Genomic DNA, 25,542 nt, shown 5'->3' with positions numbered 1-25,542 from the left:
GCCAATAAAAAAGCCCAATCAATGATTGGGCTTTTTGTTTAATAAACGTATTTGTTTAATAAACGTATTTGTTTAAACTGTTGCTTTCAGACGACTTATTCTGGCAAAACGGTTTTAACACCATCTGGTGAACCAACAAGCAATACGTCAGCGCCACGGTTTGCGAACAAGCCGTTAGTCACCACACCTACAATAGCGTTTAGCTGAGTTTCAAGTGCTTTAGGGTCAAGAATTTTGTAGTTGTACATATCTAGAATAACGTTGCCGTTATCTGTTACTACACCTTCACGGTAAACAGGATCACCGCCAAGTTTAACCAGTTCTCGGGCAACATAAGAACGTGCCATAGGGATCACTTCAATTGGAAGTGGGAACTCGCCTAATACGTCAACTTGCTTGGTATTATCAACGATACAAACAAATTTCTTTGCTACTGCAGCAACAATTTTTTCGCGAGTTAATGCCGCGCCGCCACCTTTAATCATATCCATGTGAGCGTTGATTTCGTCAGCGCCATCAACATACACAGATAAGTCTGCAACACTGTTCATGTCGAACACTTCAATACCTAATTGCTTCAGTTTTTCTGTTGACGCTTCAGAGCTTGAAACTGCCCCTTGAATGTCATGCTTCATCGTTGCTAATGCATCAATAAAGTGATTTACCGTTGAACCCGTGCCAACACCAACAATACTGTTTTCTTCAACGTATTTAAGCGCAGCCCAGCCGGCAGCTTTTTTCATTTCATCTTGGGTCATATCAACATCCTAAGGTGGCAAATTTGCAATGGTAAGTATTAAATTTGGCAAGAGTATAGCAAATGCCGTGCTGTTCAAGATATGGCAGTAATTTAATTAATTGCCTCAGCGGTCTCAGAAGTTGACATAGAATAAAGTTCTGCCTGTTTAAAGGCATTTAAAACTCGAAAATTAATATCGCTGGCAAACTTTCGTTCTAGCCTGATATCCATCACATAGGCCTTAATCGTTAACTGAATAAGATGTTCGCCATACTGGTAATCGGTAGCAATATTGACAGTAATGGGTTTATCTAAAAAAGTATAAGGTGAGCATTGAGTTGCCTCTTTTGCGAGCTGTATTGCTTTTAAGTGATCTGCTTTAATGGGGAGATTGAATGTCACCACCACCATTTCATCTAATGCACCACTGTTAGCATTCGACACCGCAGTTTTAAGCGCCTCAGCGTTAGGTATCATTACAGTATTATCATCAAAAGTCCGCAGCCAAGTGACACTCCAGTCAAGTTGAATTACTTCACCGTAGTGACCAGACAGCGTCACCATGTCGCCCACTCGATAAGGGGGGGTAATCATAATGATTAGGCCAGCAATCATATTTTTGGCGGGCTCTTGGGTAGCTAAACCCAATACAATACCGATTGAACCAATAACGGCTAAAACCAGATTTTCGTGGGGGTTTATGATCTCAGTGATGGTGTAAATTATCACTGTCGCCCATACAAACAGGCGTACAAAAGGGTATAACCGGCTCCAGAGTAATCGGTACTTAGGCAGCTTTATGGTTAACTGCTTCAGAGCAAATTGTACAATAACCATGATTATCCAAGCGAAAAAACACACCAAGGCAAAGGCAAATAGTTTATCAAATGAGATGATATCCAATATGGCTTGTAAGGCTTTACGAGAGTCTTCCATGTTGCGCTCCTACAAATAAAGCTTGTTGTGGTTGACTAAATGGGTCGCAATAAGTCGAGTTAACGTGGGGGTGATAACATAATTATGCTGGGCAAAATCTTGTTTCGAATAATGTGCCTTCAGCAATCCTTGCCGTGATAGGTACTCAAGTTTTAAAGAGCTTTGTTCAACACTGGTGGCAAATATCTCGGCGTGCTGGAATATACGCAAACCGCCATGGACGTATAGCTCCGCTAAACTAAATAAGTCTTCATCTGAACATTGTTTAAGTGTGGTGGTATCGGGCGTGCAAATAGGTTCAATGCTTAACGGGTGGTTTGGGTCTTCAGTTAACGCATTAAACAGTAACACACAGGCCAATTTACTATGACCGCCACTGACTTGATGTAGCTGCTTAGTGAGTTGTTCAAATGCTGTTTTTTCAGCATCTTCATTGCCATCGTGGGTTAATATCAGGCCAATATTAGTGGTTTTACATTGAATTACATCCCTAAGCTCTAGCAAAGAAAAATAGTCTAATCTGATGATCGTTTTGACAAAGTTAGTGATGGAGTATTGCGACGATAAACGATGCCATACATAAGTTTCGCAACCTAATATCCAGCAATGCTGTTGCCTCGTTTCCATAATCACAGTGGCGAACGTCACTAAGGCTTGGTAATTTCCCATCATTCTCAACATCAGTTTGTGAAGATCATCAATAATAATGATATGTGAGTCTTGCTGGTTAATCAGTGAAATAGCCGCAGTGATCGATTTAGGTTCATCGGTTATGTTGAAGCAATAGCACAGGTTTGCGATGGCCTCTTTAGTGGATAGTGCTGCATGATAGAAGCTTAAATAAGTGACAGGCTCTGTTAAATGGTACTGGTAATGAAATTGATTCAGAAATGAGCTCACACCAGATCCAAATGGGCCTATGACTGCGGTTAACTCACCTTTGTTGTTTTGCCAGCGCGTTATCGCATCAATGACTTTTTGTCGTTGAATATCTCGGCCAATAAAAAGACTGTCATATGCCAATGATCTTGTAACCAAATTCTGGTTCGTTTGCTCTGATAATTTTTGAAGGTGTTGATCTGAGCCTATGTCTGCGCTTAATTCTGAGCTTAATTCTGAGCTTAGTTCTGCAGTTGGCTCAGTACTGGATATGAAAGTCGAGTCTGTTCGAAACTGGCGATCGGGTCTTATTGGATTATAAAGCAGACTTTTTTCTACTTCTGATGCGATTGGTTTATTACGAGGATAAAGTTGAGTGATTTCTTTGAGTGATAGTTTTCCTTCAATACTATCACTATCTGAGCTTATAGGAGCTTGCCCTGATAGTAAGCTTTTGATCGTTTGCCATGCTTTAGCAACGAGAGGAAATTGAACATCCATTTAGTGGCAGCCTTCCTGTCGGCCTCCTGACGACTAATGTCTTCAAAAAGCTCATTATTCCATTGGTATCACTTAACTCTAGCATAGTTATTCACATAGTTAATTGTGGTTAAATTAATCGCTTTTTTCAATTCGAGTGTACACAACACAAATAACTTCTGCTTGTATAGATAGGAACTGGACATTTACAGGGAAGAGTGTAACTGGAAAAGACGATTTTTTGATACAAAATAGTGTGATCTATTCTGGTTGTAATCGGTATTTTTGATGTGGAGCTGATGGCTAATCTGTTATGTGGTTAACCTATCTTATTTGCTAAAAATAACAGTGATTTAAGTCTCGTTTTTATCATCCAAATCTGCGATGGAGTCAATCGGATTTTGTCATTTTATCTCTTAAAAAAGCGAGGATAAGATAGCTGCAATTAAACCACAAACTTTAAAAGGTTATTCGTTATGTTCAAGCTAACCTCTGTTGCTTTTATTATTGCTTCAATTTGTTCAATTTCTACAGCTCAAGCAAGTGAGCCAATTGAGGTGATTAAACCTGCTGTTATCACCGAACCTGAAAAAGTAGAATTGGGTAAAATGTTGTTCTTTGAACCACGTTTATCTATGTCTGGTTTTATTTCTTGTAACTCTTGCCATAACTTATCGTTAGGTGGTGTGGATGCATTGCCAACGTCTATCGGTCATGAGTGGCAAGAAGGCCCAATTAACTCGCCTACAGTATTAAATGCTGATTACATGTTGGCGCAGTTTTGGGATGGTCGAGCGGCAACTTTAAAAGAGCAAGCTGCGGGTCCTATCGATAACCCTAAAGAAATGGGTTATACCCATGAACTCGCTGTTGGTACTATTGCTTCAATGCCTGGCTATGTTGAACGTTTTAAAGCAATTTATGGTTCTGAAGAAGTTAATATCGACAGAATTACAGACGCCATTGCGGTATTTGAAAAAACGTTAGTAACACCAAACAGCCCATTTGATAAGTATTTAGAAGGCGATAAGAAAGCCATTACAGCCGACGTTCAAGCGGGTTATCAATTATTTAAAGATAAAGGCTGTGTAGCTTGTCATAACGGTCCTGCTGTTGGTGGTACTATGTACATGAAAATGGGCTTAGTTAAACCATTCCATACCGATAACCCAGCCGTTGGCCGTAAAGGCGTAACAGGTAAAGAAGCGGATAAGTTCGTCTTTAAAGTACCAACACTACGTAATATTGAGCTGACCTATCCATACTTCCACGACGGTAGTGTTTGGACACTTGAAGAAGCGGTTAACACCATGGCTGATATCCAATTAGGTCAGGAAATGAGCGAAAAAGAAACCAAGCAAATGGTTGATTTCTTAAAGAGCTTAACCGGTGACCAGCCGCAAATCATGTTACCGATTTTACCGCCTTCAAATGAAAATACGCCACGCCCAGTGCCGTTCAAGTAAGGTATTTTCAATTAGTTTCATCGCTTAATTGATGATTGTTGTACTTCCCCTAGCAAAGCCTGTTCAACTTATTGAACAGGCTTTTTATTTTTTATCTTATGAATCACTAAATAGTACCAAAAAGTACCTAGTGTACGGTTTTGTGCCCACTAGGTTTTAGCGGTGTTTCAGCCTATGATGTTGCCATTAAGCAATAACGAAGAGTCGTGGTGCAATGGATACTATCAATATGGATTTCACTCAAAGGGTGGTGGTAAATACTCATGAGCTGAATTGGGATAAAAGCCCAGCTAAAGGCGTATGGCGTAAACGTTTGGCTCGCGAGGAAGCCGAGCGCGGTCATGCTACCAGTGTGGTTAAGTATGATGCTGGCGCAAATTTCAAATCTCACCCACACCCATTAGGTGAAGAAATCTTTGTATTGTCAGGGATATTTTCAGATGAAACAGGTGACTATCCTGCTGGCACGTATATTCGTAATCCTGAAGGTTTTAGTCATGCCCCTTTTAGCGAGCAAGGCTGTGAGTTATTAGTAAAGTTACATCAATTTTTACCAAGTGATAAAGAGCAAGTCAGAGTTGATACCCGTAATACAGATTGGTTACCTGGCCAAGGCGAATTACAGGTCATGCGGTTGCATCAACATTTAACTGAATCTACCGCTTTAGTCTTTTGGCCTGCGGGGTGTCAATTTCAGTCCCACCGTCATTTTGGCGGAGAAGAAGTATACGTGATTAGCGGTGAATTTATCGATGAGCATGGACGGTATCCAGCTGGAAGTTGGATTAGAAGCCCGCATTTAAGCCAGCATAATCCGTATGTTGAGCAAGACACCGTTATCCTAGTTAAAGTTGGTCATTTAAACACTGATGAATAAGAAAATGTTTCAATTGACCTTGTTATTGCCTCCTTTTAAGCTGCAGTTAATTCAATGACGAATACAATGAAGTTAACCAACTTTATAAGGAAGCGTTAATGCATCAAGCAGAGTTAGTCCGTTTTATTAGCGGTATTGATCGCCAAGGCGAGCGCCGTTTTGAAGATACAATGGCGATCATCGACATGTATTATGAGTTTACTCCGACTGCATTTAGTAATGGCCAGCAGCAAAACAGTGCAGAACAAAACTTAGGATCTTGCAAAGTGTTTTCATTTGCAATGCGACATCAATTGTCGGAATCGCAAACGCTTAAGCTTTTCGGCCAATACTACCAAGATGTGTTAGCCACGCCTCAAGGTGCGGACCATCAGAATATTCGCCAGTTTATGCAACATGGATGGGCTGGTATTCGTTTTACTGGAACGCCGCTGCTTTTGAAAAGCTAATCATAGAAAAGCTAATTACTGAAAAGCTTGTTAGTTGAAAAACTAATTATGTTGACTCAATTAGGCTTTGACTATTTAAGGCTTTAACTATTTAAGGCTTTGAAAGTTAAAGCCTTAATAGATTAACGTTAAAGTAACGCAAGATAATGCCAGTTATTTATACCAGTCATTTTATATAAGTCATTTTATGACTGCTCAACCTATTTAAAAGCCTTCAACTCCAGCCATGTCAGGCAGATGATGCGCAATCCCTTTATGACAATCAATACAGGTCTGCTCACCACTTTCTAAGTAGGTTGAATGCATTTTTGCTGCCCGCTCAGATTGTCGGGTGAAATCCATATAATCAAATTCATGACAATTTCTGCATTCTAATGAATTATTTGCTTTTAAACGGCGCCACTCATGTTCGGCAAGCTCACGTCGTTTAGCTTCAAACTTCTCTGGCGTATTAATCGAGCCGACAAGGTGTGCCCAAATCTCTTTAGACGCTTGCATTTTACGGGCAATTTTATCGGTCCATTTATGGGGAACATGGCAGTCATGACAAGTGGCTCGCACGCCGCTACGATTGGTGTAATGAATCGTGGGCTTCATTTCTTCATAAACATTTTGATGACAACTACTGCAAAACTCTTCGGTACTCGACATTTCAAGAGCGGTATTAAATGCCCCCCAAAATACGATCCCCGCAATAAAACCACCAATGACCAAAAAACCTAAGCTGTAATGCACACTGGGCTTTTTGATTACTTGCCAAACTGTATTTAATAATGCTTTTAATTTTTCCATTGTTTGTCCGTAATCTAGGTTAATGGAGTGGCTTTTTAAATCTTTCTGTTAGGTTGATGAGTTAAATAGTTAGCCTGTTGTTGCGCTGAAAAAACGTATTAATGTAATGAGTATAAGAGGTATTTAAATCATTGCTTAAATAATGATAAGTGTAAGCATGAGCTTTTAGCATTATTTAACTTCAGTAGATGCTTGAGTCGGCTTGAGCACTCTTTTAATAAACCGCTTAATTACAATAGTGTTATTCAGGCCAAATAGATCACTTTGAGGTGGAAGTGAAGGCAAAGGGAAAAATAAAAGGGAACAGCTATTTGAATACAGCAAGGGCAGCGCCCTTGCTGATTATTATTGCTTAAATGTCTAATGCAGATAACTTAATTTGATATAAATTACCTCTGCCATTTTCAATTCGAGTAAAGAACAAATATTCGCCGTTAGGGGAGATAATCGGCGTAAACTCATGATCTGCTGTATTTACTTTATCGCCTAAACTATTCGCTATAGTCCATTTACCGTTAACACGATTTGAGATGTATAAATCGCCTTTACCTCGGCTGTCCTCGCGATCTTTGATACTAAAAACAATGGTGTTTCCGTCTCGAGATACTGCTGAGTCGCCAATATTACCGTTCACTCCATAAATATGACTTGATAAAGGTTCTGGTGTCGCAAATCCATTGCCTTTGGGTTGGGCAACAAACATATGTCTGCCATTGTCTCTAAATGAAGGGAAGTAGAGCTCGCCTTTGTCTGTCAGTGATGGATATAGATCGGCGGCATCTGAATTAATATCAAGATACTCAGGTTGCTGCCATTGATCATTTTTCCACGTTGAGCGCCATATATTGACTTCTTTTGCTTCCTCTTGCTCACCCTCTAATGGCCTTTTAGACACAAAGTATAGCTGTGAGTAATCAGCACTGTAATAAGGGTCTGCATCTAAGTATTCACCTGATATTGCAAGTGCAGTTGGTTGCTGCCATTCACCTGATACAAACGATGACTGCATCATAGTGCAGTGGCTAAAATCATCTTTACATCTTGCAAAAATGACATTATCACCGGCCTTGTTGAACACTGTATTAATTTCAAAATTGGCTTTAGTTGAAATAATGCCTGGCGCGAACTCTACCACTTTATCTTTTGCTAACGCAGAGTGATAAGGCGCAGCGTATAAATCCTGTTGCGGAAAAAAGCTTGAAGTAACTGCTATGCAAGTTATTAATATAACGATACTTTTCATCTTTTATTAAACTCCCTTTATATGCTTAATCGTCACTGATTAACGTTAAGTAACTTATTTTTTGAGTAGAAATTTTGGCAATGGTATTATAAAAATAATTAAATGTGAATTTGGATTTACATTTAATTGTTTATAACTTATGCATTTGGCTTATTTATTGAATTTAAAATCAGCAGAAAGGGGTTAAAACGGAAAATAACATTTCGCTTTACGCGGACATCTAACGCTTAATTAACTGTAAACAAACTGTCATAATAGTTAGCATTGTTTTGTTAAGAGAATAATGTCGGTTACGCGATGTTTTACCTTTGATAAACATAACTATTCGATATTGCAAAATATTATATTTACAAGGACTTAATATGAAACGCTTGCTCGCCCTGATACTGCTTTGTCAGGCTCCTTTTGTTGCAGCAAATGACACGACTTCTAATGAGATACTGCATTGGCAAGACAATAGCCTGTCTTATCTTTATGGCGATAACTTTAAAGTTAATCCTCAAACACAACAAACAATCACTTATGAACATGCCAGCGGCTGGAATATCGGTGACTTGTTCATGTTTGTGGACTTTACTAAATATAATGGTGAAGAAGACTTTTTAAATGGTGAGACAACCTATTACGGTGAATTCGCCCCACGTTTTAGCTTTAGTAAAATGTTAGATAAACCTGTAGAAATGGGTTTTGTAAAAGACGTATTAATTGCGACTACCGTGGAGTTTGGTGAAGGCGATGTTGAATCATTCTTAATTGGCGCAGGCGTTGATTTAGCGATTCCAGGTTTCGATTTTTTCCAATTAAATATGTATAAGCGTTTACCTGATGGCCGTGATGGCGATACATGGCAAATTACTCCAGTGTGGAAAATGAGCTGGCCTGTTGGCGAATCTACTATTGTGTTTGATGGATTTATTGATTGGGTAATAGATTCAGACGGCAGTTACGAGAAAAACTTCCATTTTAACCCACAGCTTAAATATGATTTGGGTAAACAAGTCGGCATGCGAGAAAGCGCGTTATACGTGGGTATTGAGTATGACTACTGGAAGAATAAATACGGCATTAAAAGCAGCTCAGGCTTTAATACCGATCAAAGCGTGACTAACTTACTGGTGAAATATCACTTTTAATCAGGTCTGTTTTAATGACAAAAGTATATTGAGTTGAAATATGGATATCGTTTATGCACAAATACGAGCCAAGTGCGGCATAAACGATATTCAGTCTAGCGCTTATCGCTTATATATTTTGGATCGCGTAAATAGGTTTTACGATGGGAAAATTGCTGATTAAGTTTACTCACATCAGCTCGAGTCGGATCCAATACCTCAGTAGTACCATCATCATTAATCATATACTTATCAACGGTTTTATTAACAAAATCCACCACAAAAACAGAGCCAGTCTCTAGTTGAGCGATAGAAGAATCTCGCTGCTCAGCAGAGCAATCATTACATTCGATAACCGCTGCAGAAGCGCTTGATGCTAAGAAAATCGAAGCAACTAAAACACATGTAGCAAAAGATAAGTTCATCAAGACTTTTTTATTGATAGAAAGGTTATTCATAGAAAGGTCATTAGTTGCAACCTGACTTTTCTCTCCATGACGAGTAGCACCCTGACTATTAGAGAAATGCTTCATAAAAACTCCTATCATCGATTTTCTTTGAACTGATTAATGCCCAATAAAGTGTGATCTAAGTCACATTTAAATCCTATTGGATAATCTTCAAGCTGTCTAGCTTTAACAGAAAATTAACGATTGATGGTTCAATGATTTAGGTTATTCATTTTAATATGTTTATTCCTTACTAGCAGGTCTGTTCAAACTCGGAAAACTACCTGCTAGCTGCTCTTCAAGTTTATTTATCTTTTTACTTGCATCAGAAGGTGATAATCCTTGATCTCGCATCTCTCTATGAATTGAAATGAGTCTTCTCCGATAATCCCAGTGCCATTCAGATCGCTGTTCCCATTTAAATGTTTTTTGTAATAAAAGTATAAAAGCCGGAATTGATGCAATCGCAGCTATTACTGCTGAGTTTTTATATTCGAAAACCTGTGAGAATCCAGCAAAAGAACTTGCTATAACTGTAATAAAAACAAGTATATTATTTAGGATATAATCAAATCGTGAATATACTTTCCTTCTCTTTATTTCACTCTCAATTTCTACTGAAATATCAGAACCTTCCATTTTAAACTCTCCATGTTTTTCTCAATTTTATAAGTATTTAACGCTCTATCTAGGTGATTATTTGATTAATGAAATTTCTATAGTAATAACATTTTCATTATTACGTGCACATTAATAAGGCTACTTTATGAACCTTGTTTGAACAAAATTATTGCTAAACAAATATCGATATTAGGAAAGTGAGCATCTGTTATGGATAGCTATTTCGTTTCCAAACTCTGTTTGGATTAAGGTCAACGTCGTGGCGCTTCGCCCACACCAGACTAAAAGGGAGTGAACTGCGACTCCCTCTTAGAACACCCCGCAGCTCCGGCGAAATTTAAACAGCAAAATTTCCAACGGAGAATCATTCAGCTTTAGCCTATATATTGAGTCCGCTTCACTAAGCTACAAAAATCACTAACGCTTCCGATGGGGCGTCCCTTCCCCTCGAAAGCTAGCTGGCCATCCATGGCCAGACTCACGTAATTTTCTTGCTTACCTCAATTCAAATTGAGTACTTAAAGAAGGCCAAAAGAGTCATTAATCAAGGTTTCATTGCACTTATAGTGAGATTATGGAATTACAAACGAAGTTGCAGACTAGATAATCCCCATTGAAATTGCTGAAAAACGTTGAAGAAAATAGCGTAAGCCTGACAGGACGTCAGGCTAGCTTTAGTTGGCCATGGATGGCCTTTCTAAAGCGTTAGCTATATTCGAATAAGTATGAGGTTTGCTCGCTTTTAAGAGCAATTTCGTAGGGGCGGCAAGGGATATCGAAAAGGGAAATGCTGTTGTTTCCCTTTCGTCTGGTGTGGGCGAAGCGCCACGACCTTAATCAGCCGTTAGGCTGAAATGGCAGCGCCATCATCCAAACGAAGTTTGGAACCCCAAAGAGTAACCTAGTGATTACTCAACATCACTCCTTACTCTGGATCGCTCTTACTCAGGGTCATAGTCTAAAACCGGTGCCAACCATCTTTCCGTTTCTGCCAAGCTCATTCCCTTACGAGCAGCATAATCTTCGACCTGATCTTTACCTACATTAGTGACACCAAAGTAGCGTGATTTCGGGTGGGCAAAGTACCAGCCAGATACCGCTGCAGTTGGGAACATGGCATAGCTTTCGGTGATGTTTAAGCCGATGGTTTCATCTGGCTTGAGCAAATCCCACAATAAACCTTTTTCAGTATGATCAGGACAGGCTGGGTAACCAGGGGCTGGGCGAATGCCTTTGTATTTTTCACGAATAAGCGCTTCGTTATCTAACACTTCATCTGCCGCATAGCCCCAAAACTCTTTACGTACGCGTTCATGCATGCGCTCGGCAAACGCTTCGGCTAATCGATCTGCAAGGCATTTAAGCATAATAGCGTTGTAGTCATCATGGTTGGCTTCAAAGCGCTCGACATGCTCATCAATACCATGACCTGCTGTGACCGCAAAGCCGCCCATGTAATCGGCTACACCTGAGTCTTTTGGCGCAACAAAGTCTGATAAACAGAAGTTGTCATTGCCTACACGCTCTAACTGCATGCGCAGGTGATGGGTGGTCATTTCAACGCTGTTGCGGCTTTCATCAGTATAAATTTCAATATCATCGTGATTAACAGTGTTAGCAGGGAAGAGTCCCATTACCGCTTTAGCGGTTAGCCACTTTTCACTGATGATGGTTTTTAGCATGGCTTTACCGTCAGCGTAGAGTTTACGGGCTTCTTCACCGACGACTTTGTCATCTAAAATATCAGGAAAACGACCGTGTAATTCCCAGCTTCTGAAAAACGGTGTCCAGTCGATACGATCCACTAGGTCTTCTAATGGATAGTCATCAAACACTTGGCGGCCAAGTTTGTTCGGTTTAAATGGGGTGTAATTGTCCCAATCGTGTTTACAGCGATTTTCGCGAGCCGCTTCAATAGGCACGATGGTTTTACGTTTGGTTTGCGATAAACGTTTTTCACGCATCACATCGTATTCGGCATAAGCTTCATCGATAGTGGCTTGGCGGGTGTCGTTATTAATTAATTTTGACACCATAGGTACTGCGCGTGAGGCATCGGCAATATAAATGGCGCCATGGGGATAATGGGGCGCAATTTTCACCGCGGTGTGAATTTTTGAACAAGTTGCACCGCCAATAATGGCTGGAATGGTTAAACCTTCACGGTGGAAAGTTTTCACGTTATGTACCATTTCATCAAGGCTTGGCGTGATAAGGCCTGACATACCGATAATATCGATATCGTGCTCTTTTACCGCTTCAAGGATTTTATCAACGGCGACCATGACACCTAAATCAACCACTTCATAACCGTTACAAGCAAGTACGACGCCGACGATGTTTTTGCCGATATCATGCACATCGCCTTTTACCGTGACCATCAAAATACGGCCATTAGACTGGCCTTCTACTTTTTCGGCTTCAATGTATGGATTAAGGTAAGCCACGGCTTTTTTCATGACTCGGGCTGATTTAACCACTTGTGGCAAAAACATTTTACCAGCGCCAAATAAGTCGCCAACCACGTTCATGCCATTCATTAATGGCCCTTCAATCACATCTAATGGGCGAGTGGCTTGCAGCCTTGCTTCTTCGGTATCGTCATCAATAAATTCTGTAATACCTTTTACCAGCGCGTGGGATAAACGTTCTTCTACTGGCCAGCTGCGCCATGCTAAATCTTCTTTTTTAGCGGCTTGCTTGCCGTCGCCGCGGAATTTCTCAGCAACATCAAGCAGCTGCTCAGTATTGGTTGAATCTGCAACTGGACAAGGTAAGTTTTGAACCACGTTCTCAACTTTTTCTTTAAGCTCTGGGTCGATATCGTCATAAATCGCCAATTGCCCAGCGTTAACAATACCCATGTCCATACCAGCTTGAATCGCATGATATAAAAACACCGCATGAATGGCTTCACGTACAGGGTTATTGCCACGGAACGAGAACGATACGTTAGACACACCACCTGAAATCATTGCATAGGGTAGCGTTGATTTGATGTCTTTAATCGATTCAATAAAGTCGACGGCATAGTTATCATGTTCATCAATACCTGTAGCAATGGCAAAAATATTGGGGTCGAAAATAATGTCTTCTGGTGGAAAGCCGACAACATCAACAAGCACTCGGTATGCGCGAGTACAAATCTCGGTTTTACGGGCACGAGTGTCGGCTTGGCCGTCTTCATCAAACGCCATCACAATGGCTGCAGCGCCATAGCGTTTAACTAAAGTCGCTTGCTTAATAAAGGCTTCTTCACCTTCTTTCATCGAAATTGAGTTAACGATGGACTTACCTTGAACGCACTTAAGGCCAGCTTCAATCACGTCCCATTTTGATGAGTCAATCATGATAGGCACACGTGAGATATCAGGCTCTGAGGCGATTAAGTTCAAAAACTTTTTCATCGACTCAGCGCCATCGAGCATGCCTTCATCCATGTTGACGTCGATGATTTGGGCGCCGTTTTCGACTTGCTCGCGCACCACATCTAGTGCTTCTTCAAATTTCTCTTCTTTGATTAATCTAAGGAACTTGGCAGAACCTGTCACGTTAGCGCGTTCGCCGACGTTAACAAACAACGAGTCGCCATCAATGGTTAATGGCTCTAATCCTGAAAGGCGACAAGCCACTGGAATATCAGGAATTTGACGAGGTTGGTGATTAATCACTGATTCGCGAATGGTATTGATATGATCTGGTGTACTACCACAACAGCCACCAACGATATTAAGCATGCCTTCGCGCGCCCACTCGCTAATGACTTCAGCCATTTCTTCAGGAGTTTCATCATAGCCACCAAATTCGTTTGGCAGGCCTGCGTTAGGGTGAGCAGAAACAAAACATTCTGAGATACGTGATAATTCTTCAACGTATGGACGCAGCTCTTTTGGACCTAACGCACAGTTAAGGCCAATCGACAGCGGTTTAATGTGACGTAGTGAGTTGTAAAAACCTTCGGTAGTTTGTCCGGTAAGGGTTCGGCCAGAGGCATCGGTAATGGTGCCAGAAATCATCACGGGTAGGCGATCGCCCAAGTCATCAAAGACTTTTTCGATAGCAAATAAAGCGGCTTTAGCGTTAAGGGTATCAAAGATGGTTTCAACCATAATGATATCTGCGCCGCCTTCGATTAACGCATTAGTAGACTCAACATAGGCATCAACTAACTCATCAAAGCTAACATTACGAAAACTGGGATCATTTACATCAGGGCTAATTGAACAAGTACGGTTGGTTGGGCCCAAAACACCGGCAACATAACGTGGGCTACCCGTTTGTGCAGCCACTTCATCAGCAGCTTCACGGGCAACGCGAGCACCTTCAAGATTAATTTCGGCAGATAACGATTGCATGTCGTAATCGGCCATAGCGATAGTGGTGGCGTTAAAGGTATTGGTTTCGATAATATCGGCGCCAGACAGCATGTACTTGGTATGAATGTCCTTAATAATTTGACGTTGGCTTAACACCAACATGTCATTGTTACCTTTAACATCGCAATGCCAATCTTTAAAACGTTCACCGCGGTAATCTGCTTCTTCCAATTTGTAGTCTTGGATCATGGTGCCCATAGCGCCATCAAGAATCACAATACGTTCATTTAGCGTATTGGTAAGTTGTTCTAGAACCTGACTGTAGGAAGTCGACTTCGTCATATCGGATTACCTTTATTGCAATATTTAATTGGTGCTATTGGCCAATCAATTGAGTGATGAAGCAGTGCGATTAATAAAAATAGCATACCTTTATTTGGTAAATAAAAGGCGGCTTATAATGAAAATCCCTGCAAAAATATTCAGCCTCAATCTCATCTCTAATCTTATCTTTATGATGGATTAGATATTTGTTTGGACATTTAAACGTATAGACGTCCATAATACGTTTAAATAGATTGTAAGAGCAAGGGCATAACAGAAGTAAGCGGACTACAAATTTGAATTCTGTGTCTTTGAAATCTTTATAATCGCTGATTTTACCAAGTAGACTGTATTATTACGAAGGTGAAATGTCGGCAAGCTGCTGATGATAATAGTGATTTTTCTTGTCACTTTGGTTGCAATAGTTACTGCTATTGCTGATAGCTAATGCTGTGAGAACAATACAGCGAGCTAATACTTACAGCTATTACTTATAGCTAATGCTTAACGTTAAGTGTTTCCAAGAGAATGTTTGAAAAGGTGAGTCGTTAAGATGAAACAGGCCAAATTGATATTACTTCGCCATGGTCAGTGCGAGGGCGGTAATATTCTACGGGGAAAAACAGATGTTACCTTATCGCCGCTAGGTTGGGCGAATATGGAAACTGCTCTTAAAAATCTGGATTTGGTTCGCCAAGCTCCTTCTCTTTCAATCTATAGCTCACCTTTATTGCGCTGTCGTCAATTTGCCGAAGAAACGGTCGCTGACATTAATCAGTCAGGTTTGTTCGCGCTTAACTTATCTGAGCAAGTTGCTAAATCAACTACTGTAACCCCCGTGGAAATAAAGCTCATGCCAGAGTTTCAAGAAATTGATTTTGGTGATTGGGATGGGCAAACCTTTGATGCTTTATATCAAAATGATCCGAAGGCGTTAGATTTATACTGGGACAATCCGTGGGGAAATACGCCGCCTAAGGGTGAGCCAATGACGGAATTTGAAGCCAGAGTCACAAGCGGACTTACTGAAGTGACTCAGCAGCTGGAGTCTAAGTTGTTGCTGAATCAAAAGCAGCAAGAGTCGATTAAGCTCTCGCAAGAGAATATCGCTACAGCGTTAATCGTCACCCATGGTGGCGTGATAAGGCATATTATTGGTCATATACTTGGTCTTGAGCGCTGCAAAGGCCTATATGCGCAATTAGCCATTGATTATGCTGCTAGTGTGGTCATTGATGTGTATTGGCCTGAAGCTCAATCATTAAGTCATAACAGCATTGATGGTAATAGTGTTAATGCTGATAAAAAAGTAGCTAGCGACAAAGTTAAACCAGTGTATCGTCTGAATTGGCCAAGTTAAAAAGTTACTTAAAAGGTCATTAACTCAGTGAGATATGTCGTACAATAGTGCGATAAGATTGTCAGCCTGAAATCAGGTTATTTATACAAACAAAATTGCGTTAATTTGTTGCTAAAATCTATCTGTATTAACTCGCAGCAAATGAATAGGGAATCATGGTTCACGTAAGTTCACTTACGATGATTAGCATGAACTGTACCCGCAACTGTAATGTGAAATACACTTAGCTTAAACAGCGTGTTATTTCATAAAGTCAGATACCTAGCGCTATTTTTCTAGCTGTAATCAGCGTTATACAACCTGTGCGGGTGACTCAGGCGGAGTGTGAATGTTTTTAATAAGTACGTCCCTCTTAACGGGCAGAGCTGCATATTTAATGGCTAAGGCGATTAATCTATGAGCTCAAAACTTTCTTCAGCGTTAAGCGTTGAACATCTCAGCTGGTCTGTTGATGATAATCAAATCCTCTCTCGGGTGAACTTTGCCTTACAACAAGGTGAAATGCTCGGGCTTATTGGGCCTAATGGCGCAGGTAAATCTAGCTTACTGCGTTGTTTCTATCGTTATATAACCCCAGAACAAGGCCAAGTTAAGTTGTTTGGGCAAAATATTAGCGACTTTACTCAAAAGCAACTCGCTACCAAAGTGGCAGTGGTCCAGCAAGAAACACCGCATTATTTTGAAATGACTACTGAGCAAATTGTTGCTATGGGGTTAACGCCCCATAAAGGCTTGTTCGAATCAGACTCCCAAGCAGACAAACGTCATATTGTCGATGCACTTGAAAAGGTGGGGTTGCAACTAAAAGCCAAACAACAATATGAACAGTTATCGGGTGGTGAAAAACAGCGGGCGTTAATTGCGCGCGCTATTGTGCAACAGCCGCAACTATTGATCCTTGATGAGCCGACAAATCATTTGGATATTCGTTATCAAATTCAAATATTAGAGTTAGTGAGGCAATTAGGTATTAGCGTTATTACCTCGATTCATGATCTGAATTTGGCTAGTGCGGTATGTGACCGTTTGTTGCTATTAGATAAAGGCCAATGCGTGGCGCAGGGGTTACCTGATGAGGTGTTAACCGAAGCGATAATCGGTGATGTTTTTGGTGTTTGCTGTCAGGTATCTAAACATCCTCAACATGGTAAGCCTTTGATTACTTATTTTTATGGCTATCAAAGCGAACATTCCCATGACATGGAGAATGGTTCATGACATTGGCAGCCTCATCCATAAAATATAAAGCGTTGATAGTGACAACGGCTTTATTAACCCTGATAACCCCTATAGCCGCTGCGAGTTTCGGTGCAGCTAATATTAGTTTCGAGCAAGTGTTCAGTTTGTTTACTTCATCTATTTTGGGCGTAGACCCAATAAACTCTGACGGCACGAGTGCGATAACTCAGCGAATTGTGTTTGAACTGCGCTTACCACGGATAATGCTGGCCTTTATCGCCGGTGCAGGTTTAGCGTTAGCGGGCAGTGTGTTGCAAACTGTCACCCGAAATCCATTAGCAGATCCCTATTTATTTGGTATAAGTTCTGGTGCCTCTTTTGGCGCTGTTTTAGTGTTGAGCTTTTTTGGTAGCCAAGGATTAGTGCAGCAATGGCTTGCTAAGTCAGGCAGTCATTTGGCCGACGCCATTTTGCGTTCAGGCTGGTTTAATAATGATGCTTGGTGGTCTTGGTCTTCCTTAAGTTTACCTGTTGGCGCCTTTATCGGGGCGTGCTTCTCGGTATTGCTGGTATTGTCATTATCGGGCTTTGGCCGCGCAAGCCAAGTGGAGAGAATGCTGTTATCTGGGGTGGCAACTTCATTTATGTTTGGTGCGCTCACCAGTTTAGTCTTGTATTTTTCAAGCCCTCAAGCGGCGGCATCTGTATTGTTTTGGAGTCTAGGCAGTTTTGCGAAAGCGAGCTGGCAAGGGCTGGTTATACCTGCTGTAGTCGTAAGCAGTAGTATATTGATTATTCTGGCATTTAAGCGTCAAGTTATCGCCATACAAGCAGGAGATGAAACTGCACATTCCTTAGGTGTTAACGTCTCGAAATTACGTTTATATATGTTAATTTTGTGCTCGTTAATTACTGCGGTATTAGTCGCAAGTTGTGGCGGTATTGGCTTTGTGGGGCTAATGATCCCTCATACCGTAAGGTTACTGTTTCCTGGGCAACAACCCATTTTAACCACCGCACTCGTCGGTGGATTATTTATGGTGTGGATTGATGTACTCGCCCGTTGTTTACTTGCCAATCAAGAATTACCAGTGGGGATAATCACAGCTGCAATTGGTAGTGTGTTCTTCTTATTTGTTTTACGCCATCGTCGATAAGACGCTGTTTTGGAGTATAAAAATGTTTGCAGTAGATCCTATTAACCATCATATCGATGAACAGATCCAACATAAAATAAACCAAAAAACTAAGCCTCTAGGGGCTTTAGGCCTATTAGAAACACTGGCAACGCAAATTGCTAAAGTGCAGTTTGCTAAACAATTTAATGGCAGACACAAATTGTTTATTAAGCAGCCTGCCATGTTGGTATTTGCTGGTGACCATGGAATTGCTGCTCACGGTGTGTCTATCGCACCAAGTGAAGTTACCAAACAAATGGTGGCAAACTTTGCATCTGGCGGTGCGGCAATTAATGTCTTTTGTCGTCAAATGGGCTTAAACCTTGAAGTGATTGACTGCGGAATGTTAACTCCAAGCGATCATCCAAGTGTCACTAATCATCGATTGGGTTCAGGCACACAAGCTATTCACCAAAAGCCTGCCATGAGTTTATTGTCGGTTAAAGATGGTTTTAGTTATGCCAATGAAGTGGTGCAACGTCATTATGACTCTGGCTGTAATTTAATTGCCCTTGGCGAGATGGGGATTGGTAATACGTCTTCAGCCGCTGCTGTTATGGCTGCATTATTAAAGCTTGATGTGAAAGACTGCGTTGGCCGCGGCACTGGTATTAACGATGAAGCTTTTGCGTTGAAAACTGAATTATTAACCGTAGCGATGAACTTACATCGAAGTAAACTCAATGATCCAGTAAATATCTTGGCGTGTTTGGGGGGCTTTGAAATTGTGCAAATGACCGGTGCAATTTTAGCTGCTGCCGAGAAAAGAATGTTAGTGGTGATTGATGGCTTTATTGCAACTGCTGCCGCTTTAGCTGCCGTTGCATTGCACCCAGATGCACGTGGATATTTGATTTTTGCTCATCAGTCTGATGAGCAAGGCCATGTAAAAATGCTTGAAGCATTAGATGCCAAGCCAGTTCTATCACTTGGTTTAAGACTAGGTGAGGGCACAGGCGCAGCGCTTGCACTGCCGATTATTGAAGCTTCGGTAAATTTCTACAATGAAATGGCCAGCTTTGAAAATGCTGGTGTGAGCAATGTGGTTTAGAAATAACATTTTTAAGCTTACCCGCTAGCGATAAGTAAACTCATCAAGGATTAACACATGTCTCATGATCCGCAAACTGGCGCATTTTTAAATCTGGGCTGGCTCAGAAAACAGTTAAACCTGCTGTTAATCGCGGTTAGTTTTTTTACGCGGATCCCAATTCCTGCTTGGGTTGAATTTGATAGCGATAAACTTAATAAAGCCAGTCGCTATTTTGGCGTTGTTGGAGTTATTGTTGGCGCTGCTAGTGCTTTGGTATTTTGGTTAACTCAGTTTATTTTCCCCAACAGTGTGGCAGTGATCTTAGCCATTATCACTGGCGTATTAATAACTGGTGGCTTTCATGAAGATGGTTTAGCTGACACCGCCGACGGTTTTGGTGGTGGCTGGAAAGTCGCAGATAAATTGAAAATCATGAAAGATTCTCGCATTGGTACTTATGGCACCTTAGCGGTGGGATTAACCTTACTATTAAAGTGGCAACTATTGGTTGAAATTGCACTTTATAGCCCATTAAAAGCAGCAATAGCCTTGATAGTATCGCATCCTTTAAGTCGAGTTGTTGCGGCGAGTATGATTTTTTCTGAGCAATATGTCACTGAAGATGACGGCAGTAAATCTAAGCCTTTAGCTCAGCACCAACATATCAATGACTTATTGATCTTATGCTTGAGTGGCTTTGCTGTTTTAGCCTGCTTAAATGGGCTTGTCGCATTTGTCTTATTACTGGCTTTGGTCGCGTTAAGGCAATTATTGATTTGGGGATTCAATCGCCAAATTGGTGGCTATACAGGTGACACTTTAGGGGCAGCACAACAAATTAGTGAACTGATGTGTTATTGCATCTTTTTAACCATAGGTTTGAATTAATGATCCATCTTGTTTTAGGCGGAGCTCGTTCTGGCAAAAGTCGTTATGGCGAGTCGCTTGTTGAAAATTATGCTGCAGAGCAGATTGCAAAGCATCTCAAGCAATCTGTTGAGCACTATGGCGAAAATAATGTCGAGAACAGTGCCGAACAGCATGTTGAAAAAGATTCTAAGGCAAGCATTCGTTGCGTTTATATTGCTACGGCCACCGCCTTAGATGAGGAAATGAGCCAGCGCATCGCAAAGCATAAACAAGATAGAGTAGACGCGAATATAAGTTGGGAGCTAATTGAAACTCCACTTGCCTTAGCCTCAACTTTAATAGAGCAAAGCGCCGATGATACAGTCATTTTGGTTGACTGCTTAACCCTGTATTTAACCAACCATTTAATTGCCAGTGAAGAAACTCATCGCAATGGCGTCGACGATTTGTGGCAACAACAAAAACAAGCCCTGCTTTTATGCTTACCAAATCTTAAAGGGCAGATTATTTTTATCAGTAACGAAGTCGGCTCTGGCATAGTGCCATTAGGTGAGCTCACTCGACGTTTTGCTGATGAGGCAGGTTGGCTCAATCAAGCTATTGCGAAACAAGCTGATAAAGTCACTTTAGTGATTGCAGGCTTGCCTTTAGCGCTTAAGTAAATCACTCAGTTTTGTACTGTGGTTTATTAAATCCATTTTCATATACCTATTCAAGCTTAAGGGTGATTGGCGTTAATGAGCAATCAAGATAATTTAATTCCTGCAATGAAAAATGCAGTTGTGAAAAATACTGTTGTGAAAAGTGCTGCTGAGATAAAGCACGATACTAATTCAGATCCTAATTCAGATCCTAATTCAGATCCTAATTCCGATTCTAATTTCGCCACTAAATCCGTCATTAAACACGTTTATCAAGCTGGCGATGCTAAAACCTTGATGGTGCAAGGCACCACATCTGATGCGGGTAAAAGCACCCTAGTCGCTGGTTTGTGTCGTTTATTTGCCAGAAAAGCAATCAAGGTTGCACCATTTAAACCACAAAATATGGCGCTCAATAGTGCTGTAACCAGTGATGGTGGTGAAATTGGCCGCGCCCAAGCCTTACAAGCAGTAGGATGTAAGCTTGAACCTCATACTGACTTTAACCCTGTTTTATTAAAGCCAAGTTCAGATACTGGCTCGCAAGTTATTATTCATGGCAAAGCGTTAACCACACTTGAGGCGCAAGCTTTTTTTGGACCCGAAAGCCAGAACTACAAGTCCGTTGCCATGAATGCAGTACTGCAATCTTTTGAGCGCTTAACTGCGCAATATGAAATGGTCATTATTGAAGGTGCTGGCAGTCCTGCCGAGATAAACCTACGTGAAGGTGATATTGCCAATATGGGCTTTGCTGAAGCGGTAGGTTGCCCAGTGATCATTATTGCCGACATTGATAAAGGCGGCGTGTTTGCTCATTTGGTCGGCACGTTAGCTCTACTCAGTGTATCAGAGCAAAACCGCGTAAAAGGCTTTGTGATTAATCGTTTTCGAGGTGATATTAGTTTATTGCAGCCGGGCATCGACTGGCTTGAAAACTATACTAATAAACCTGTGTTAGGAGTGCTGCCTTACTTACATGATTTACACCTTGATGCGGAAGATGCGCTGGTGGATAGCCCGCAAACAGTAGCGCAAACTAAGACAGAAAAACTAAAAGTATTAGTATTGGTATTTCCGCGTATCAGCAACCACACTGACTTCGATCCATTAAGGCTTAATCCTAATGTGGAGTTCAATTATGTCAGTATGCAAACTCAAGCCGCGAACGCCGCTTTCCCTCAAGCTGATGTGATTATTCTGCCAGGCAGTAAAAATGTCAGGGCTGATCTAGCATTTATGCGCGAGCAAGGCTGGGATATTGAACTGAGTCGACACCTTCGCTATGGCGGTAAAGTGATTGGTATTTGTGGGGGGTATCAAATGTTAGGTAACGCCATACACGACCCCAATGGAGTTGAAGACAACGCAGGTTCATCCAAAGGCTTAGGATTGATTGATACCGAAACATTGCTAACGGATGATAAGCGGCTTCAACAAGTGCAAGGGGTGATTTCTCTTAACAATCAGCAAGCTCAAGTGGCTGGATATGAAATCCATTGCGGCGAAACACAATTTAATCGCCCCGAAACACGCTTACCTCAGCCTTTGACGCTTCGTCACCATGTCCTAAATAGCGCTGAAACTATGATTAAAAGTGACCAAGCCACTAGTGAATTTGCCGAAGGTTTTATCACTGCAGATAATCAGATTTTAGGCACTTATGTTCATGGCCTATTTGATAGCCCACAAGCTTGCCAGTTAATATTGAACTGGGCAGGTATACAATATGTTGATGCCATCGATATTAATCAACTTAGAGAGCAACAACTTGAACGATTAGCCGATGTGCTTGAAGCGCATTTAGATATGGACAAACTAACAGGAAGTCTTGCATGACACAGTCTGATAGCAACGCTAACAATGGTGCTAATAATGACACTAAAAATAGCGCTCACGAAAATGAAACCACACAAATAGACGCCAACGAAGCGACAACCTCAGACACCAAAGCTGAGCGTCATAAAGCGCGCCAACAAAAGCTCAAAGAAGGTGTCGATGCTAAAATTGCAGCAGCTCAAGAAGAGAAAGGCATTTTATTGGTGTTGACAGGCAACGGTAAGGGCAAATCAACTTCAGGGTTTGGTGCAGTAACTCGCTGTGTAGGTCATGGTCAAAAAGCGGCGGTTGTGCAGTTTATCAAAGGCGGCTGGGAATGTGGTGAACGTAACCTACTTGAAAAAGTCGGCGTTGATTTTTACGTGATGGGTACTGGTTTTACTTGGGAAACTCAAGACCGTGAAAAAGACGTTGCAGCTGCTGAATCAGCTTGGCAGGATGCCGAGAAGTTACTCAAAGATGATTCGCTTAACTTAGTGTTATTAGATGAGCTAACTTACATGGTGACCTATAAATACATTGCATTAGAGCGGGTTATCGAAGCCCTTAAAAACCGTCCACCAATGCAACATGTCATTATTACTGGCCGCGCTTGTCATCGAGAAATAGTAGAGCTTGCAGATACCGTCAGTGAAGTACAACCCATCAAACATGCTTTTAATGATGGCGTGAAAGCGCAGCTCGGATTTGATTATTAATCTAATGCTTGTGCTTAGAGCTTATGTTTAGAGTTTGTTTTTCAAGCCTAACTAAGCTTTAGCGAATTTCTAACAAAGAAATATTAAACTTCGAGTCAGCGGCTTCAACGCTGACTCATTTTTGCCCCTTTCCTTGTTTACTATTTTGAAAACTCTACGTCATGGTACTTAGTAAGAATCAGGTTTAGACATGTGGATTTCACACTGGATTTCCAAACTCCGTTTGGATTAACGTCGTGGCGCTTCGCCCACACCAGAGCAAGAAAGGTGAAACTGCTCACCCCTCTTGCATCTCCCCAGCAGCTCCGGCGAAATTTAAACAGCAAAATTTCCAACGGAGAATCATCCAGCTTTAAACTTCGTTTGTATTCCGCTTCGATCATCTTCAAAAATCACTAACGCTTCCGATGGGGGCGTCCCTTCGCCTCGAAAACTAGCCAGAATCTTAAGTGCAGGATGCACTAAATGCCTTAAAGCACATGGATGTGCGAGAAAGGCCATGTCAGGACTCACGCGATTCTCTTGTGATGCTCTCAAGCCTACTGGATACACAAATAAAGCCAAATCGAAGAAGTAATAATCCCAGTGTAGATGCAGCAGCGAGCTTCAAAAACATGGATGTTTTGACAGAGCTTACAGGGACCCTGCTTTAAATAAAGAATGCAGCGTCTCGCAGTTGTATCTGCACATAAGGTAGCTCTTTCACATCTGAACCATAGGGATATGGTAAATGTCTTTATGATGTATGGAACATCATTGACCATGTGATCGCGACATTTCGTTCGTCTTGTACATCCCAGCGGCAGGCAATGGATTAGATTGAAGTAGTGATCTTCTTTAACCAACCCAATATAAATGAAGTGAAAAGTTAGTGGTTATAACACGTTTATGCACCGTTATGGTTTACGCTTCAAGTCCGCAAAATTATGTTCAAGTCTCTTTAATATAGAAAACTAATGAGTGGTAACTAGCAAGAACGACCTCATTTGTCTCATTCATAGTACTATGCCTGCAAAAGGTTCTATCAAGTCGATAGCTATACAGATGCATTTATTCGGTTTTACATCTTCGGTGCACACGTCATGGACAACATCGGTACTAAACTGTTAGAAATTGATTGATGACAGTGTTAGCGTTGTTTTGTGCTGATTGGCTACCTATAATTTCAGGCCAGTGGTCTACCTGATTCGCCAGTGCACCTGTCAGCCCTTTCTTACTTCCCCACCAAGCGCCTGTCTTAAATTCATCGCTGTTTAATAGCACATCGACATAACGTTTAGCACCAACATCTACAGAGTGTGCCTTTCCAAGCTTCTGCATCACCCACATAGCGGAATCCATGACCCACTTTTGGTGCCAAGGTAGTGACGCCGTACCAGAAGTGCCACGAGCCATACCTGGATCAACCGTGATAAATCTTTTATCTGTATGCTCTCGCGCCATGCTCATCGTCCATAATGCGCCCATGAGTTTCACCGAACCATAAATATCCGTATAGTTTTTGTTTTCAGCAAATTTTTCACCATTAACCACGCTCGTCCACTCTTCAATTGACCCCTTTTGAATTGGAGGACGACCTGCCCGAACTTCAGGGGCACCTCTTGCGGCAAAGCTTGCGACGTACATAACTGAACCACCAGTTGAGAGTTTATTTTTTTTAATCAGGTGATTGGTAAATTGAACATGTCCTAAAACATTGATCGCAAATATAAACATTACGCCATCTTTAGTTAGCTGAGTTGGGGTTGTTCCTCCGCCACCTCCTGCGTTTAAGATAATGGCATCCACTGGCGTATCAAGGTTATCGACTGCTTGACGGCATGATTCGACGTCGCCAACATCAACAAGTAAAATCTCAAAAATATCCTTACCTGTTGAATCTTCTAATTGGTGAAGCGCCTCTTCAGCGCGTTTTTTATCTCGGCATGCCAATACGATTCTCGAAATGCTGTCTTTTTCAGCGAATTGTCGTGCTGCTTCAAACCCAAGTCCTGAGTTTGCACCTGTAATTAAAACTGATGAATAGTTCATAGTGTTTACCATTATTAAAAAGTGTAAAGG

Annotated in this window: 21 protein-coding genes; 12 read left to right on the top strand and 9 right to left on the bottom strand. The window is 41.3% G+C overall.

Translation table 11 applies throughout. The features are described from left to right. Nucleotides 1-95 precede the first annotated feature (95 nt). The 3 genes from rpiA to K5Q58_RS01600 form a co-directional block, all read right to left on the bottom strand. A complete protein-coding gene (gene rpiA / locus K5Q58_RS01610; protein WP_220751898.1) occupies nucleotides 96-758 on the bottom strand; it encodes a ribose-5-phosphate isomerase RpiA in 663 nt (220 codons plus the stop codon). A gap of 92 nt (nucleotides 759-850) precedes the next feature. Continuing rightward, nucleotides 851-1,675 carry a mechanosensitive ion channel family protein gene (locus K5Q58_RS01605; RefSeq protein WP_220751896.1) on the bottom strand — a complete coding sequence of 275 codons (825 nt, stop codon included), beginning with the start codon at nucleotides 1,673-1,675 and terminating at the stop codon, nucleotides 851-853. 9 nt (nucleotides 1,676-1,684) lie between these two features. Next, on the bottom strand, nucleotides 1,685-3,055 hold the full coding sequence (locus tag K5Q58_RS01600) for a hypothetical protein (RefSeq protein WP_220751894.1): 1,371 nt from the start codon (nucleotides 3,053-3,055) through the stop codon (nucleotides 1,685-1,687). A gap of 455 nt (nucleotides 3,056-3,510) precedes the next feature. Here K5Q58_RS01600 and K5Q58_RS01595 point away from each other — a divergent pair, with 455 nt between their 5' ends. From K5Q58_RS01595 to K5Q58_RS01585, 3 genes are all read left to right on the top strand, one after another. After that, nucleotides 3,511-4,500, top strand: coding sequence for a cytochrome-c peroxidase (locus K5Q58_RS01595; RefSeq protein ID WP_220751892.1), 990 nt, complete (start codon nucleotides 3,511-3,513; stop codon nucleotides 4,498-4,500). 214 nt (nucleotides 4,501-4,714) lie between these two features. Next, the gene (locus K5Q58_RS01590; protein ID WP_259651196.1) at nucleotides 4,715-5,377 is read left to right on the top strand and encodes a cupin domain-containing protein; all 663 of its coding nucleotides are present in this window, start codon (nucleotides 4,715-4,717) and stop codon (nucleotides 5,375-5,377) included. A 98-nt stretch (nucleotides 5,378-5,475) separates the two neighbouring features. Further along, nucleotides 5,476-5,826 carry a HopJ type III effector protein gene (locus K5Q58_RS01585; RefSeq protein ID WP_220751890.1) on the top strand — a complete coding sequence of 117 codons (351 nt, stop codon included), beginning with the start codon at nucleotides 5,476-5,478 and terminating at the stop codon, nucleotides 5,824-5,826. 204 nt (nucleotides 5,827-6,030) lie between these two features. Here the strand turns inward: K5Q58_RS01585 and K5Q58_RS01580 are convergent, their stop codons facing one another. Then, on the bottom strand, nucleotides 6,031-6,618 hold the full coding sequence (locus K5Q58_RS01580; RefSeq protein ID WP_220751888.1) for a NapC/NirT family cytochrome c: 588 nt from the start codon (nucleotides 6,616-6,618) through the stop codon (nucleotides 6,031-6,033). Between the two features lie 352 nt (nucleotides 6,619-6,970). Beyond that, nucleotides 6,971-7,861, bottom strand: a complete 891-nt coding sequence (locus K5Q58_RS01575; protein ID WP_220751886.1) for a hypothetical protein — start codon at nucleotides 7,859-7,861, stop codon at nucleotides 6,971-6,973. A 362-nt stretch (nucleotides 7,862-8,223) separates the two neighbouring features. Here K5Q58_RS01575 and K5Q58_RS01570 point away from each other — a divergent pair, with 362 nt between their 5' ends. Further along, nucleotides 8,224-8,994, top strand: coding sequence for an outer membrane protein OmpK (locus tag K5Q58_RS01570; RefSeq protein ID WP_220751884.1), 771 nt, complete (start codon nucleotides 8,224-8,226; stop codon nucleotides 8,992-8,994). Between the two features lie 95 nt (nucleotides 8,995-9,089). Here K5Q58_RS01570 and K5Q58_RS01565 read toward each other — a convergent pair whose 3' ends face one another. The 3 genes from K5Q58_RS01565 to metH all read right to left on the bottom strand — a co-directional run bounded on the left by K5Q58_RS01565 (nucleotide 9,090) and on the right by metH (nucleotide 14,701). Beyond that, nucleotides 9,090-9,506, bottom strand: a complete 417-nt coding sequence (locus K5Q58_RS01565; protein WP_220751882.1) for a hypothetical protein — start codon at nucleotides 9,504-9,506, stop codon at nucleotides 9,090-9,092. 159 nt (nucleotides 9,507-9,665) lie between these two features. After that, on the bottom strand, nucleotides 9,666-10,061 hold the full coding sequence (locus K5Q58_RS01560; RefSeq protein ID WP_220751880.1) for a hypothetical protein: 396 nt from the start codon (nucleotides 10,059-10,061) through the stop codon (nucleotides 9,666-9,668). Between the two features lie 923 nt (nucleotides 10,062-10,984). Next, a complete protein-coding gene (gene metH / locus K5Q58_RS01555) occupies nucleotides 10,985-14,701 on the bottom strand; it encodes a methionine synthase (RefSeq protein ID WP_220751879.1) in 3,717 nt (1,238 codons plus the stop codon). A 535-nt stretch (nucleotides 14,702-15,236) separates the two neighbouring features. Between metH and K5Q58_RS01550 the strand changes: the two genes are divergently transcribed. The 8 genes from K5Q58_RS01550 (at nucleotide 15,237) to cobO (ending at nucleotide 23,481) form a co-directional block, all read left to right on the top strand. Next, nucleotides 15,237-16,043 carry a histidine phosphatase family protein gene (locus tag K5Q58_RS01550; RefSeq protein WP_220751877.1) on the top strand — a complete coding sequence of 269 codons (807 nt, stop codon included), beginning with the start codon at nucleotides 15,237-15,239 and terminating at the stop codon, nucleotides 16,041-16,043. Between the two features lie 396 nt (nucleotides 16,044-16,439). Next, the gene (locus K5Q58_RS01545) at nucleotides 16,440-17,261 is read left to right on the top strand and encodes an ABC transporter ATP-binding protein (protein WP_220751875.1); all 822 of its coding nucleotides are present in this window, start codon (nucleotides 16,440-16,442) and stop codon (nucleotides 17,259-17,261) included. Then, a complete protein-coding gene (locus K5Q58_RS01540; RefSeq protein ID WP_220751873.1) occupies nucleotides 17,258-18,379 on the top strand; it encodes an iron ABC transporter permease in 1,122 nt (373 codons plus the stop codon). Before K5Q58_RS01545 ends, K5Q58_RS01540 begins: the two co-directional genes overlap by 4 nt. Before the next feature lie 4 nt (nucleotides 18,380-18,383). After that, nucleotides 18,384-19,451, top strand: coding sequence for a nicotinate-nucleotide--dimethylbenzimidazole phosphoribosyltransferase (cobT, locus tag K5Q58_RS01535; RefSeq protein WP_374758469.1), 1,068 nt, complete (start codon nucleotides 18,384-18,386; stop codon nucleotides 19,449-19,451). A 57-nt stretch (nucleotides 19,452-19,508) separates the two neighbouring features. Beyond that, nucleotides 19,509-20,321: an adenosylcobinamide-GDP ribazoletransferase gene (locus K5Q58_RS01530; RefSeq protein ID WP_220751869.1), complete on the top strand. Its 813-nt coding sequence runs from the start codon at nucleotides 19,509-19,511 to the stop codon at nucleotides 20,319-20,321. After that, complete coding sequence (cobU, locus tag K5Q58_RS01525; RefSeq protein ID WP_220751867.1) at nucleotides 20,321-20,965, top strand: bifunctional adenosylcobinamide kinase/adenosylcobinamide-phosphate guanylyltransferase; 645 nt, start codon at nucleotides 20,321-20,323, stop codon at nucleotides 20,963-20,965. The genes K5Q58_RS01530 and cobU overlap by 1 nt, the downstream gene beginning before the upstream one ends. 276 nt (nucleotides 20,966-21,241) lie before the next feature. Further along, nucleotides 21,242-22,783 carry a cobyric acid synthase gene (locus K5Q58_RS01520; protein WP_259651201.1) on the top strand — a complete coding sequence of 514 codons (1,542 nt, stop codon included), beginning with the start codon at nucleotides 21,242-21,244 and terminating at the stop codon, nucleotides 22,781-22,783. Then, nucleotides 22,780-23,481 carry a cob(I)yrinic acid a,c-diamide adenosyltransferase gene (gene cobO, locus K5Q58_RS01515; RefSeq protein WP_220751865.1) on the top strand — a complete coding sequence of 234 codons (702 nt, stop codon included), beginning with the start codon at nucleotides 22,780-22,782 and terminating at the stop codon, nucleotides 23,479-23,481. Before K5Q58_RS01520 ends, cobO begins: the two co-directional genes overlap by 4 nt. 1,098 nt (nucleotides 23,482-24,579) lie before the next feature. Here the strand turns inward: cobO and K5Q58_RS01510 are convergent. Further along, nucleotides 24,580-25,512 carry an SDR family NAD(P)-dependent oxidoreductase gene (locus K5Q58_RS01510; protein WP_220751863.1) on the bottom strand — a complete coding sequence of 311 codons (933 nt, stop codon included), beginning with the start codon at nucleotides 25,510-25,512 and terminating at the stop codon, nucleotides 24,580-24,582. Nucleotides 25,513-25,542 lie beyond the last annotated feature (30 nt).

The organism is Shewanella sp. KT0246 (assembly GCF_019654955.1).
GTDB lineage: Bacteria > Pseudomonadota > Gammaproteobacteria > Enterobacterales > Shewanellaceae > Shewanella > Shewanella goraebulensis.
Note: the sequence above shows the minus strand (reverse complement) of the source record. Positions and strands in the feature narration are given on the sequence as shown.

Bases quoted from the DNA above. Each gene is read 5' to 3' on its own strand.
- rpiA (WP_220751898.1), bottom strand. From the start codon at position 758: ATGACCCAAGATGAAATGAAAAAAGCTGCCGGCTGGGCTGCGCTTAAA.
- K5Q58_RS01605 (WP_220751896.1), bottom strand. From the start codon at position 1,675: ATGGAAGACTCTCGTAAAGCCTTACAAGCCATATTGGATATCATCTCA.
- K5Q58_RS01600 (WP_220751894.1), bottom strand. From the start codon at position 3,055: ATGGATGTTCAATTTCCTCTCGTTGCTAAAGCATGGCAAACGATCAAA.
- K5Q58_RS01595 (WP_220751892.1), top strand. From the start codon at position 3,511: ATGTTCAAGCTAACCTCTGTTGCTTTTATTATTGCTTCAATTTGTTCA.
- K5Q58_RS01590 (WP_259651196.1), top strand. From the start codon at position 4,715: ATGGATACTATCAATATGGATTTCACTCAAAGGGTGGTGGTAAATACT.
- K5Q58_RS01585 (WP_220751890.1), top strand. From the start codon at position 5,476: ATGCATCAAGCAGAGTTAGTCCGTTTTATTAGCGGTATTGATCGCCAA.
- K5Q58_RS01580 (WP_220751888.1), bottom strand. From the start codon at position 6,618: ATGGAAAAATTAAAAGCATTATTAAATACAGTTTGGCAAGTAATCAAA.
- K5Q58_RS01575 (WP_220751886.1), bottom strand. From the start codon at position 7,861: ATGAAAAGTATCGTTATATTAATAACTTGCATAGCAGTTACTTCAAGC.
- K5Q58_RS01570 (WP_220751884.1), top strand. From the start codon at position 8,224: ATGAAACGCTTGCTCGCCCTGATACTGCTTTGTCAGGCTCCTTTTGTT.
- K5Q58_RS01565 (WP_220751882.1), bottom strand. From the start codon at position 9,506: ATGAAGCATTTCTCTAATAGTCAGGGTGCTACTCGTCATGGAGAGAAA.
- K5Q58_RS01560 (WP_220751880.1), bottom strand. From the start codon at position 10,061: ATGGAAGGTTCTGATATTTCAGTAGAAATTGAGAGTGAAATAAAGAGA.
- metH (WP_220751879.1), bottom strand. From the start codon at position 14,701: ATGACGAAGTCGACTTCCTACAGTCAGGTTCTAGAACAACTTACCAAT.
- K5Q58_RS01550 (WP_220751877.1), top strand. From the start codon at position 15,237: ATGAAACAGGCCAAATTGATATTACTTCGCCATGGTCAGTGCGAGGGC.
- K5Q58_RS01545 (WP_220751875.1), top strand. From the start codon at position 16,440: ATGAGCTCAAAACTTTCTTCAGCGTTAAGCGTTGAACATCTCAGCTGG.
- K5Q58_RS01540 (WP_220751873.1), top strand. From the start codon at position 17,258: ATGACATTGGCAGCCTCATCCATAAAATATAAAGCGTTGATAGTGACA.
- K5Q58_RS01530 (WP_220751869.1), top strand. From the start codon at position 19,509: ATGTCTCATGATCCGCAAACTGGCGCATTTTTAAATCTGGGCTGGCTC.
- cobU (WP_220751867.1), top strand. From the start codon at position 20,321: ATGATCCATCTTGTTTTAGGCGGAGCTCGTTCTGGCAAAAGTCGTTAT.
- K5Q58_RS01520 (WP_259651201.1), top strand. From the start codon at position 21,242: ATGGTGCAAGGCACCACATCTGATGCGGGTAAAAGCACCCTAGTCGCT.
- cobO (WP_220751865.1), top strand. From the start codon at position 22,780: ATGACACAGTCTGATAGCAACGCTAACAATGGTGCTAATAATGACACT.
- K5Q58_RS01510 (WP_220751863.1), bottom strand. From the start codon at position 25,512: ATGAACTATTCATCAGTTTTAATTACAGGTGCAAACTCAGGACTTGGG.